This is a genomic window from Campylobacter sp. FU_520, assembly GCF_025772385.1.
Taxonomy (GTDB): domain Bacteria; phylum Campylobacterota; class Campylobacteria; order Campylobacterales; family Campylobacteraceae; genus Campylobacter_D; species Campylobacter_D lari_C.
In genome coordinates, this window is the sequence record NZ_JAKMRZ010000010.1 from 1 (window position 1) to 12,857 (window position 12,857).

General features: G+C 28.9%; 10 protein-coding genes and 1 tRNA gene. 9 read left to right on the forward strand and 2 right to left on the reverse strand.

Annotated elements, in window-relative coordinates; translation table 11 throughout:
- The first annotated feature begins 215 nt into the window (after positions 1–215).
- Complete coding sequence (locus tag L8W55_RS04905; RefSeq protein WP_318529904.1) at positions 216–1,562, forward strand: ATP-dependent DNA helicase; 1,347 nt, start codon at positions 216–218, stop codon at positions 1,560–1,562.
- Positions 1,563–1,564: 2 nt separating this feature from the next.
- Positions 1,565–2,209 carry a flagellar basal body-associated FliL family protein gene (locus L8W55_RS04910; RefSeq protein ID WP_263677612.1) on the forward strand — a complete coding sequence of 215 codons (645 nt, stop codon included), beginning with the start codon at positions 1,565–1,567 and terminating at the stop codon, positions 2,207–2,209.
- Here the strand turns inward: L8W55_RS04910 and lolA are convergent, their stop codons facing one another.
- Entirely contained in the window at positions 2,210–2,581 is a 372-nt protein-coding gene (gene lolA / locus L8W55_RS07985) for a LolA-like outer membrane lipoprotein chaperone (protein ID WP_412175271.1), read from the reverse strand.
- Between the two features lie 251 nt (positions 2,582–2,832).
- Between lolA and secA the strand changes: the two genes are divergently transcribed.
- The 7 genes from secA (at position 2,833) to L8W55_RS04945 (ending at position 10,352) form a co-directional block, all read left to right on the forward strand.
- On the forward strand, positions 2,833–5,424 hold the full coding sequence (gene secA, locus L8W55_RS04915; protein WP_263677613.1) for a preprotein translocase subunit SecA: 2,592 nt from the start codon (positions 2,833–2,835) through the stop codon (positions 5,422–5,424).
- A gap of 8 nt (positions 5,425–5,432) precedes the next feature.
- A complete protein-coding gene (locus L8W55_RS04920; RefSeq protein WP_263677615.1) occupies positions 5,433–6,722 on the forward strand; it encodes a sigma-54-dependent transcriptional regulator in 1,290 nt (429 codons plus the stop codon).
- A 13-nt stretch (positions 6,723–6,735) separates the two neighbouring features.
- Positions 6,736–7,752 (forward strand): aspartate-semialdehyde dehydrogenase, encoded by a 1,017-nt coding sequence (locus tag L8W55_RS04925; RefSeq protein ID WP_263677616.1) that lies wholly within the window; start codon positions 6,736–6,738, stop codon positions 7,750–7,752.
- Between the two features lie 10 nt (positions 7,753–7,762).
- On the forward strand, positions 7,763–8,269 hold the full coding sequence (locus tag L8W55_RS04930) for a YqhA family protein (RefSeq protein ID WP_263677617.1): 507 nt from the start codon (positions 7,763–7,765) through the stop codon (positions 8,267–8,269).
- Between the two features lie 12 nt (positions 8,270–8,281).
- Positions 8,282–9,304 (forward strand): uroporphyrinogen decarboxylase, encoded by a 1,023-nt coding sequence (gene hemE, locus L8W55_RS04935; protein ID WP_263677618.1) that lies wholly within the window; start codon positions 8,282–8,284, stop codon positions 9,302–9,304.
- Positions 9,301–10,209 carry a radical SAM protein gene (locus L8W55_RS04940; protein WP_263677619.1) on the forward strand — a complete coding sequence of 303 codons (909 nt, stop codon included), beginning with the start codon at positions 9,301–9,303 and terminating at the stop codon, positions 10,207–10,209. Before hemE ends, L8W55_RS04940 begins: the two co-directional genes overlap by 4 nt.
- A gap of 68 nt (positions 10,210–10,277) precedes the next feature.
- A tRNA-Asn gene (locus L8W55_RS04945) sits at positions 10,278–10,352 on the forward strand.
- A gap of 102 nt (positions 10,353–10,454) precedes the next feature.
- Here L8W55_RS04945 and L8W55_RS04950 read toward each other — a convergent pair.
- On the reverse strand, positions 10,455–12,857 hold the full coding sequence (locus tag L8W55_RS04950; RefSeq protein WP_263677620.1) for a tetratricopeptide repeat protein: 2,403 nt from the start codon (positions 12,855–12,857) through the stop codon (positions 10,455–10,457).

A 12,857-nucleotide genomic window follows, 5' to 3' on the forward strand; every position in this document is an offset into this window, starting at 1 on the left:
TTTTATGGTTGTTAGCTGTAGGTGATTTTTTAATTTCTAGTTCTTAGTTATTTGATTGTGAAAATTTTTTACTTAATTGGGCGGGGTAGTGGTGGCTATATTTGGTATTTTGAAATAAAAAGAAGATCGAGAAAGGTATTAATTGGTAAAATATGTAATTGTTTGCAATAGATTTTTATAAGGGTTTTACTAGATTATAATATAATGTTAAGATGATATTGAGTAGATTGGAAAATTTTTTAAGAGATAATAATATATTTTTAAGTGGTGGTGCAGGTGTTGGTAAGTCTTTTTTAACTATGGAGCTTATAAGATCTTATAGAGTTCAAGGAAAAATTGTCGTTGTATTGGGTTCTACTGCACTTAGTGCTTTTAATATAGGTGGGGTTACTTTACATAGTTTTTTTGCTTTTAAAAGATGTCAAAATTATGATGAGTTGTATTATGAAGATAGAAAGCAAAAAGATAAACTAGAAAAATTAAAGAGAATTTTAAAACAATGTGATTTATTGGTTATTGATGAAATCTCTATGGTAAGTGCTTCATTGATGGAAATGATTTATTATAGATTATCAAGAAGTGGTTTTAATGGTAAAATTTTATTAGTTGGAGATTTTTTTCAACTTCCACCCGTGGTTAAGTACAAAGAAAATCAAACTCAAAATACTTTATTTCAAAATACTTTATATACTTTTTCTTCACAAGCTTGGAATGATCTTAAATTTATTAATTTAAAACTTAGTATCACAAAAAGAACTTTAGATAAACAATTTTACGAATATCTGTTTTTTCTTAGAATGGGTGAAGTAAACAAAGAAATACTAAATTTCTTTAAAAAAATGTTAATTAGTTCAAAAAATTTACTTGAGCGTATGGATGAATATACTCTATTATGTGCTACAAATAAAAAGACTAATCATATTAATACTGAAAAATTAAATCTTTTACAAGGTAAAGAAAGTATATTTAAGGCAAAAACTGAAAAACTAGATTCTACATTAGATGATAAAACTTATGAGCAGTGGATCAACGGACTTAATTCTTTGAGTGAGTTAAAATTAAAAATAGGCGCTAAGATTATTTTTTGTGTGAATAATAAAGAAGAAAATTATTATAATGGGGAGCAGGGTGTTGTTTTAGATTTTATAAAAGATAAAGAGCAAGAATATATTCTGATAGAAAAAAATAATGGTGAAAGATTGAAATTAAAATCATATGAATATACCTTAGAAGAGTATGAGTTAGACAAAGATGAAAAACTGGAAGTTAAGATAAAAGCTAAATTTGTTCAATTTCCTATAAAACTAGCTTATGCTATAACAATCCATAAATCTCAAGGTATGAGTATAGATAAATTAATATGTGATATTGATGGAATTTTTGAAAAAGGGCAATTATATGTATGTTTATCAAGAGCCATTAATCCAAGTAATTTAAAAATCGTATATAATTATAAAATGCCTTTTGAGGATTATTTTTTAAAAATTTTAAAATTCGATAAAGAGGTAAAACGATTTTATCAACAAGAAAAATTTGTAAATTTAGAAGAAAATGGGGAGTGATTATGAGATGGATAGTAATTTTATTTTTTTCTTTTTGCGGTATTTATGCTAATTCTTTAAGCATAGAAGATTTTAGAACAGATTTGTATTCAAAGGTTGGAAATAATACTTTAAAAAAGATTGAAATGACTTTGGATTTTGAAGGAGAAAATTTAGATCAAAAAAAAATCATAGATGCTTTAAACACTATTGTATCTAGTTATTTTTATGAAGATTTATTCACAGAAGTGGGTAAAAACAACTTTAAAGAAACTTTGCTTAAATTTAGCAATAAAAAATACAAAACTCAAATAAAAAACATTTATATTTTAAAAATTAACTCAGTGGTTCGGTTTGATATAGAAGAGCTTAAGCGCTTTGTAAAAGATTTAGAAAAAAAGGACGAAGATTTAAAAGAAACTGCTAAACAAGAAGAAATTCAAAATATTCTTAAAGTTACTAAAACTTCAGATCAAAATAATACCCAACCAAAAGATATGAATGCTACTCAAATAAGTAGTGTTAAAGATGGCAATATAAGTTTCAATCAAGATGTTAATACAAGCAAAGAAGCCATGGATATGATTTTAAAAACTATGGAAAATACTCAAATGCAAATGTTAGCACCAAGCAAAGAACAAGATTTGTTTAAAGAGATACCATTTTGATTATTGGATTATATCAAAATGGCTTGGGATTTTTGGTATAAAAATATTTTCGTTAATATTTTGATCAAATTTTTGGTTGTAAAAATAAATACTGACTAAATTTCCCAATTCATCTTTATAAGAAATACTACTAAGGCTATTATTTTCTAGTTTGATATTATATGTGATATTTTCATATTTTGCTTCATAGTTTTCATGAGATATTGATTTTGCATTTTTAAAAATTGCTTGAAGATTTGGTAAATTTTGTAATTGAGTATAAATGGCTTGTTCTAATTCAGGTTCTATGATAACAACTTCTTTGTTGTTGATATAAATTTGCTTTTTATTTGGCTTAGTGTAATTCCAAAAGGCTTTATTTTGAGTGATGATAAAATTTCCTTATAATTTAGCGAAGAATTATTACTTTGCACTTTTTGTTCAAAATCACTGCTAAAACTTTTAAAATTTATATCAAAAGCAAAAATATTACAAGCAAATATCATTAAAAATATAAAATATTTCATAATTATCCTTTAAAATTTAACAAATTATATAAAATTTATGCAAATAAAACTTTTATATAGTTCTAATTAAAATCAAGGTATAATCTAGCATATATTTTTGTAATTAAAGGTAAAAAAATGTTTTCTAGCGTATTTAAAGCAATATTTGGCACAAAAAACGATCGAGAAGTAAAGAAATATTTAAAGAGAGTTGCGCAAATTAATGCTTTAGAGTCAAAATACCAAAATTTAAGCGATGATGAATTAAAACAAAATTTTATAGATTTTAAAACACAAATTCAAAAAGAAGAAAAAACTTTAGATCAAATACTAAATGATGTTTTTGCAATAGTTAGAGAAGTAGGAAAAAGAACGCTTAATATGCGTCATTTTGATGTGCAATTAATCGGCGGTATGGTTTTACATGAGGGAAAAATCGCTGAAATGAAAACTGGGGAAGGTAAAACCTTGGTTGCAACTTTACCTGTTGTATTAAATGCTATGAGTGGTAAGGGCGTGCATGTAGTTACTGTAAATGATTATTTGGCCAAAAGAGATGCAGAGCAAATGAGTGCCATTTATAATTTTTTAGGTTTTAGTGTGGGGGTGATACTTTCAGAGCAAAATAGCGATGAGGCACATAAAAAAGCTTATGAGTGTGATATAACTTATGGTACAAATAATGAATTTGGCTTTGATTATTTGCGCGATAATATGAAATTTTCAAAGCTTGAGAAAGTACAAAGGGAACATAATTTTGTTATAGTTGATGAAGTAGATAGTATTTTAATAGATGAAGCAAGAACCCCACTTATTATAAGCGGGCCCACAAATAGAACTTTAGATGGTTATATTAAAGCAAATGAAGTAGCAAAACAAATGCAAAAAGGCCAAGCAGCTGCTACTCCTCAAGAATTACCAAGTGGTGATTTTGTTGTTGATGAGAAAAATAGAACTATCATGATTACAGAGGCTGGAATTTCTAAGGCAGAAAAATTATTCGGAGTGGAAAATTTATACAGCTTAGATAATGCAATATTGGCCCATCAGCTTGATCAGGCTTTAAAAGCACATAATTTATTTGAAAAAGATGTGCATTATGTATTAAGAGATAAAGAAGTTGTAATTGTTGATGAATTTACAGGAAGGCTAAGCGAGGGAAGACGCTTTAGTGATGGTTTACATCAAGCATTAGAGGCTAAAGAAGGGGTAAAAATTCAGGAAGAAAGTCAAACTTTAGCAGATATTACTTTCCAAAATTATTTTAGAATGTATAAAAAGTTAGCAGGCATGACAGGTACTGCACAAACTGAAGCAACGGAATTTTCTCAAATATATAATTTAGATGTAGTTTCTATACCTACAAATATACCGGTTGCAAGAATAGATAAAGATGATTTGATTTATAAAACTCAAGAAGAAAAATTTAAAGCAGTTATTGAAGAGATAAAAAAAGCAAATGCAAAGGGTCAGCCAGTTTTAGTGGGAACTGCAAGTATTGAAAGAAGTGAAGTATTTCATAATATGCTTGTAAAAGAACGCATTCCTCATCATGTATTGAACGCAAAAAATCACGAACAAGAAGCTTTGATTATCCAAGATGCGGGTAAAAAAGGTGCAGTGACTATAGCTACTAATATGGCGGGTCGTGGGGTTGATATAAAAATAGATGATGAAATAAGAGCTTTAGGAGGGCTTTATATCATAGGAACTGAGCGCCATGAAAGCAGAAGAATAGATAATCAACTTCGTGGGCGTGCAGGACGTCAAGGTGATCCTGGTGTAAGTAGGTTTTATTTAAGTTTAGAGGATAATCTTTTGAGAATTTTTGGTGGCGATCGCATTAAAAATATTATGGAAAGATTGGGCATAGAAGAGGGTGAGCATATAGAAAGTCGTATTGTTACAAGAGCTGTTGAAAATGCGCAAAAAAAAGTTGAAAGCTTACATTTTGAAAGTAGAAAACATTTGCTTGAGTATGATGATGTGGCTAATGAGCAAAGAAAGACTATTTATAATTATAGAAATGAATTGTTAGATGAAGAATTTGACTTGCAAGATAAAATTTTAAAAAATATTGCTGAATATAGCAATCACTTGGTAAGTCAAATTTATCTAAATGCAGAGCTTGAAGATGATGTTAAGCATTTTGAAAGTTTAAAACAAAAAGTAAATTATGAATGCAATCTTGAGCTTAGCGAAGCTGATTTTAAAGATTTGGGTGTAATTGAAGTAGAAAATAAATTAAGTGAAATTTTAGAAAAAGCTTATAAAGACAAAATGAGCATTATTGAAGATAAAGAAGCTAGAAGAATTGAAAGAATTTTATACCTTCAAATTTTAGATAATCTATGGAGGGAGCATTTATACCAAATGGATATTTTAAAAACTGGTATAGGTTTAAGAAGTTATAATCAAAAAGATCCTTTAGTAGAATATAAAAAAGAAAGCTATAATCTTTTCATGGAGCTTGTTGAGCGTGTTAAATTTGATAGTTTAAAATTGCTATTTAATGTAGTTTTTACTCAAAAAGAAGCACAAAATTTTGAAGAAAAAAGCCATGAGCAAAATGAGCAGTTCTTAGCTAGTACTACAGAAAGTGGTGTTGATGAAAATGGTGAAGCGCAAATTACTAAAGTACCTAGAAATTCACCTTGTCCTTGCGGTAGCGGTAAAAAATATAAAGAATGCCATGGTAAAAGTGGTCCCAAAAAAGGTATTTTAGCTTAAGGTTTGAAATGAATTTGGTTATAGTCGAAGATGATATAAATATGAGAAAATCACTCGAAATTGCTTTGAGTGAGTATGAGGAATTTACTATAAAATCTTATAAATCAGCAACTGAAGCTTTAAAGAAACTAAATGATGATGTTGATTTGATTATTACAGATATTAACATGCCAGGTATGGATGGTATTGAATTTGTACAAGCTTGTGAGAATAAATATGATTTTATTATTATTACAGGTAATGCAACACTAAATCGTGCTATAGAGGCAGTAAGACTTGGAGTAAAAGATTTTCTAGTAAAGCCATTTGATATTAATACTTTAGTAACTGCAATAAAACGTGCAAAAATAATTCAAGAAAAGACTTCTAAAAAAACAAATAAAAAGACTATCAAAAAAGAAGAAAATCAAGATTTTTATGGCACTTCTAAAGCTTTGGAAAATTGTTTGAAATTAGCTACTAAAGCTGCTAAGACAGATGCAAGCGTGCTTTTTTTTGGAGAAAGTGGGGTAGGTAAAGAAGTTTTTGCAAATTTTGTACATAAAAATTCAAAAAGAGCGCAAAAACCTTTTGTGGCTATTAATATGGCAGCAATTCCATCAAATTTGATAGAAAGTGAGCTTTTTGGTTTTGAAAAAGGTGCATTTACTGATGCTAATACTACTAAAATAGGGTTGTTTGAGCTTGCTAATGAAGGCACTTTGTTTTTAGATGAAATAGGTGAAATGCCTTATGAAATTCAAGCAAAATTATTAAGAGCTTTGCAAGAAAAAGAAATTACAAGATTAGGAAGTACTAAAAGTATAAAGATTGATGTAAGAATTATCAGTGCAACTAATGCTCATATAGAAAAAAAGATTGCAGATAATGAATTTAGACAAGATTTATATTATAGACTTAATACTATTCCTATTAATATACCACCACTAAGAGAGCGTCAAGAAGAAATTTTGCAAATTGCACAAAAAGTCTTGCTTGATACGTGCAAAGAATATGATTTTAATGAAAAAACTTTAAGTCAAGAAGCGCAAGATGCTTTACTAGCTTATGATTTTCCAGGTAATATTAGGGAATTGATTTCTATTATACAAAGAGCTTGTATTTTAAGTGAAAATGATGAGATTAGTGCTCAAGATTTATTTTTAGAAAGTAGAAAAAGTAAAGATATTAAAAATCTTGAAAAAGAATTGGTTTTAGAAGCTTTAAAAAATTCACAAGATATTACAGAAGCAGCTAAGCTTATAGGGATGAGTGAGAAAAATTTTAGTGAAAAAATGAAAAAATACAATATTACTTAAAAAAGGACGGACAATGAAAAAAATAGCTATTGTAGGTGCAACAGGGGCAGTTGGCGAGGAACTTTTAAATGTCTTAGATGAGCTTGATTTTCCAGTTGAAAGTATTTTGCCATTAGCAAGTGCAAAAAGCGCAGGTAGTGAAGTAGAATTTAGAGGAAAAAGTTATAAAGTAAAAGAATTAACTCCAAGTGTTTTTAAAGAAAATCGTGTGGATATTGCTTTTTTTAGTGCTGGAGGAAATATAAGTGCTGAGTATGCAAAATACGCAGTAGAATGTGGTGCTGTGGTGATTGATAATACAAGTCATTTTAGAATGGATGAGAATGTTCCTTTGGTGGTTCCTGAGTGTAATAGTGAAGATATTAAAGATTGGGAAAAAACAGGGATTATTGCTAATCCAAATTGTTCTACTATACAAATGGTGCATGTTTTAAAACCACTTGATGATGTATTTAATCTAAAAAGAGTAGATGTAAGTACTTATCAAGCAGCAAGTGGTGCGGGTAAAGAAGGTATGGAGGAGTTAGTTCAAGGAATGCAAAGTTTTTTTGCTTTTAAATTAGATGAATTTGAAGCAAAAACTTTTCCATACACCTTAGCTTTAAATTTGATTCCTCAAATTGATGTTTTTAGTGAAAATGGCTACACTAAAGAAGAATTAAAAATGGTGAATGAAACGCAAAAAATATTGCATAAAAAACTTGAAATTTCAGCAACTTGCGTAAGAGTCCCTGTGCTTAGAAGTCATAGTGAAGCCATTACTATGCATTTTGAAAAAGATGTTGATGTTGCTAAAGTTAGAGAGATACTTTCTAAAGCACCAAGTGTTGTTGTGATTGATGATGTAGAAAATAAAAAATATCCTATGCCGCTTTTTACAAGTGATACTAATGAAACTTATGTAGGAAGAATAAGACGTGATATTAATCATAAAAACATTTTGCACTTATGGTGTGTGGCTGATCAAATTCGTGTAGGGGCTGCTACAAATGCAGTGCGTATTGCACAAAAATGGCTAGAGTTAGTTTAAAAGGAGAAAAATGCTAGAAAGATTTTTTGAGAATTTATTAGTTAAAAGTCGTTTGGTTACTATTTTACCTGTAATTTTTGGTTTAATAGGAGCTTTTGTTTTATTTTTTATCGCAAGTTATGATGTGATTAAAGTTTTAAAATATGTATTTGAATACTTTATGTTACCAAATTCTACGGTGGATTTGCATGAAGATATTGTTGGTTTGATCATAGGAGCTGTGGATTTATATTTAATGGCTTTAGTTTTATTTATTTTCTCTTTTGGAATTTATGAGCTTTTTATTAGTGAAATAGAGGATTTTAAACAAACAAAGCAGTCAAAAGTTTTAGAAGTGCATAGTTTGGATCAGCTAAAAGATAAGCTTGCAAAAGTAATTATCATGGTTTTAGTTGTAAATTTTTTCCAAAGAATTTTACAAATGCAACTTAATACAGTTTTGGATATGACTTATTTGGCAGGTTCTATTTTGGCTCTTTGTATGGGGCTTTATTTCTTGCATAAAAGTGATCATTAATAAGGAATAAAAATGATTTTTATTGATGCGTGTTTTAAAAAATCAACCCCTTATACTCCAGTTTGGATGATGCGTCAAGCAGGAAGATATTTACCTGAATACATGGAAGTTAGAGCAAGTGCTGGAGATTTTTTATCGCTTTGCAAGGACTATCAAAAAGCAAGTGAAGTTACTTTGCAACCTGTGGATATTTTAGGTGTTGATGCAGCTATTATTTTTTCAGATATTTTAGTGGTACCTTTAGAAATGGGTATGGATTTAAAATTTGAAAAAGGTGAAGGACCGGTATTTTCAAATCCTATTAAAACCAAGGAAGATTTGGAAAGATTAGATGTTGAAAAAAGTATTAAAAATCTTTCTTATGTTTATGATGCATTAGCGCTTACTAGAGAAAAACTTGCACAAGATAAAGCTTTGATTGGTTTTTGTGGAAGTCCTTGGACTATTGCTACTTATATGATAGAGGGTGGCGGTAGTAAAAATTATGCAAAATGTAAAAAATTAGTTTATCAAAATCCTGAATTTTTACATCAAATTTTATCTAAACTTACTTTAGCTTTAAAGCATTATATTCAAGAGCAAATTAAAGCAGGAGCTAATGCTATACAAATATTTGATAGTTGGGCAAGTGCTTTAGAAAAAGAAATGTTTTTTGAGTTTTCTTTTAAATACATGCTTGAAATTGCTAATTTTATTAAAGAAAAATATCCACATATTCCCGTGATTTTATTTCCTAAGGGGATAAGTGGGTTCTTAGATGATATAAGTGGAAATTTTGATGTCTTTGGTGTAGATTGGAGTACGCCTTTAGAATTGGCAAAAGAAAAGCTAGGCGCTAAATATACTTTACAGGGTAATATGGAGCCTTGTAGATTGTATGATAAAAAAGCTATTGAGCAGGGCGTAGATAAAATTTTAAATATTATGCAAGATAGTACGCATATTTTCAACCTAGGACATGGTATTTTGCCTGATATTCCTGTTGAAAATGCTAAATATTTTATCAAGCTAGTTCAAGAGAAATCTAAAAAGTGAATAAAATTACCTTTGGTCCCATAAGCTCAAGAAGATTTGGACTTTCTTTAGGGATTGATTTAAGTCCAAATCAAAAACAATGTAATTTTGACTGCGTGTATTGTGAATTACAAGCTGCAAAACCCGTGGAAAAATCTTTAATATATCCAAAAATTCAAGATATCTTAGAACAGGTAAAGCAATCTTTAGCTAGCGATGTGAAATTTGACTTTCTTACATTAACTGCAAATGGTGAGCCTAGCTTATATCCTCATTTAAAAGAATTAGTTTGTGAGTTAAACAAAATAAAACAAGATAAAAAGCTCTTGATCTTAAGTAATGGTAGTGGTGTGTTAAATACACATGCATTTGATGCTCTAATGGATATTGATGTAGTTAAATTTAGTCTTGATAGTGCTAAAGAAAAAACATTTTATAGGATAGATAGAGCTTTAAAACAAATTAAGCTTGAAACAATGATTGAAAAAATGATAATTTTTAGGAAAAAATTTCCAGGTGAGCTTATCATGGAAGTATTGATTGTGCAAGGCTTAAATGATAATAAAGAAGAAATGCTAGCTTTAAATGATGTGTTTGATAAAATAAAGCCATCAAGAGTGGATTTTAGCACTATTGATAGACCTCCAGCTTATCCTGTTAAAGGTATATCTTTGGAAAAACTAGAAGAATTAAGTATGTATATTACTAGTGTGCCTGTTGTGCTTCCTAAACATTATTATAAAGGCGAAAAGATTGATTTTAATGTTCAAGAGCTTTTGAAGATGTTACAGCTTAGAGCGCAAAGTGAATTTGATATAGAAAATAAATTTAGCCAATATAGCAAAGATGTATTAGAAAAATTAATCAAAGAGCAAAAAGTCATTGTAAAAAATTTAGCAGGAGTAAATTTTTACAAAAAAATATAATTTTTTGTAAAAAACTCTTGACAAGAATGTTTTTTTCTTATATAATACCATTTCTTATTTATTGATGTTCCGGATTAGCTCAGCGGTAGAGTAGTCGGCTGTTAACCGATTGGTCGTAGGTTCGAATCCTACATCCGGAGCCACTTCATAAAATTATTTCCCATATATTATAACAAGTTAATTTGTAAGTTATTTTTGTATATGTTTTTAATAATTAATTAGTATTTTCTTGTTTTATGAAAATACTAATTTTTAATATCAAAAGTAAAGAATTTGCTTTCAAAATTATTACCTACTTTTTCATATTGAAACATGGCAGGTTCTAGATTTTGTACCTCATGATATAAAAGACCTAATGCAAGTCTTGCTTCTAAGGTTTCTTCATTTTCCAATCTTGCTAGTTCGAGCAAAGCTATAGCTGAATTTGGATTGTTTGAACCTATTGCTGCAACTGCGGCTAAAAATAAAGTTTGCGCATCTTTGATTTTGTAATCATCTATTAAAATATTGTAAAGCGTGTATGCTTCTTGATATTCTTTTGCAAAAATATCAACATAAGCTAGGGCAAAAATCAATCCAATGGAGTTTTTATTACTCATGGCAAGTCTTTTTTTAATGTCGTTTCTAACATGATTAAGCAAGCCTGTAATTTGCATAAGCGTTACATAACTATCTTTAACTATTCCAGCTCCACCAAATAAAGAATTATAATCAAGTTTGGTAGTTAAAAAATACATTTGTGCTTGTTTGGCGTATTCTTTAATATCAAGATTCATATTTTTGGAGTTAAAATATAAAATATTGCTAATAATATCTTCATTTAACAGATCTTTTAATTCTTTAATTTTTTGATTTCTTAAAGCTTCAAGATTATTGCCATTAGCAGCTATAATAGCAAACATTAGCTCTAAAGGTGTATTATTTGTGCTTGAAAGATCATCTAAATAAGGAATCATGGCAGTAAAGTCATTTTTGGCTAAATGCAATAGATATTTAAATATATTATGATTTTGATCTATAGTGTTATCTGCTTGGAGATTTTCTAAAAGTTCATTAGCTAGTTTAGTATAATCTTTTTTTACCAAGTCCATGCAATATATAGCAAAAATCCCTGCGATATAATTTTTGGGATTTAAATGATATGCGGTTGAAAAATGCTTGTAGGCATTGTTATAATCTTGTAATTGTGCATAAGTTAGTGCAAGATTGTAATGAATTACATCATGAGCATGATAAATTTCACTTAAATTTTTAAATTCTTGATTTGCTTCTCTTAAATGAAAATTAAAAGCTAAATTAATGGCATGAGATAATTCTATATTAACTCCTGATAAGGCTTTGCTTTTAACAAGAAGTTCGTTTTCATATTCATAACCTTGTATAAAATTTCCTAAATCAGCTTTTGCGATAAGCTCCATACTTTGTTTAACATCAAAAACCCGATAAGGTGAGAAGTAAAACAGTAAATCATAAATTTGCTGTTTTCCGGTAATCAATCTTTTGGCAAAATGCTGTTGGGCTATATCGATATTAGAAAAATTTCTTTTTAGTCTTGTTTTAATTTTGTAATATTTTGAACCTATATTTTTATCTTTTATATACAAAGCTTTTAAAATTTGAGCTCCGCTTTCAAATTGACCCGTTTTTAGTTCTACTAAAGCTAAAGCAACTTTACTTCTTGCTTCATGATTTTCTATTTTTGAAGCTTTTTCAAGATATTCTTTAGCTTTTTTATATTCTCCTATTTTTGCATATAATAAACCTAAAGGTAAACTAGCTTCATAATCTTGTTGTTTTTGTAAAAATTCAATGGCATTTTTTTCTGATTTTAATAAGGCATAAATTTTTGCTCCAAGATAATAAGATTCACTTTGGTATCCATTAATATTATTTGAACGCATAAACATTTGTAAAGCTTCAGGGTAAAATCCTTGATAATAATTAATTAAGCCTAAGTAATAATCATATAAAGATGATTTAGAATCTTGTGGTAAATGTACTTTTGCTAAATCAAGATAATAGCTAAATTTTTCTTTATTTCCAAGGTTAAAATAACACACAGCTATATTGATAGCCGCAGCTACTTTATGTTCTTCTAACTCTAAAGATTGTTTAAAATTTTCTATAGCACTAGCATAGTCTTTTTGTTTCATTTGGGCTACGCCAAGATTATAGCTAGATAAGGATTGATTAAAAATATTGATATTATTGTAAAGCTCTAAAGCGCTTTCTATATCGCCTTTTTCATATAATAAATTTGCTTTTTGCACTACAAGATCTAAAGCTGATTGTTTTACTTTAGTGATACTTGCGCTAACATTATCTTCTAAAATTGGACTATTCGTGATGACTTTTTTATCATTTTTAAATATAAGAAGTAAAATCAAAACGACAAGCAATATTAAGGCAAGACCTCCAAGAGCAGAAACTAAAATAATAAACTTTTTATCAAAAAGCTTTTTTTTCTCTTCAGGTTGTGGTGTTTGAGGTTCTTCTTCTACTCTTTGAAAGGTACTTTCTTCCTCCTCTAATTCAGGGGGTATCATACCAGGAGGGATAGCTTGTTCTTCTACTCCTGGATTTTCATCCATCTCAGAGAAAGCTTTTTCTTGGTTGTCTTGTTCTTTAAGTGTTACTTCTTCGGCCAT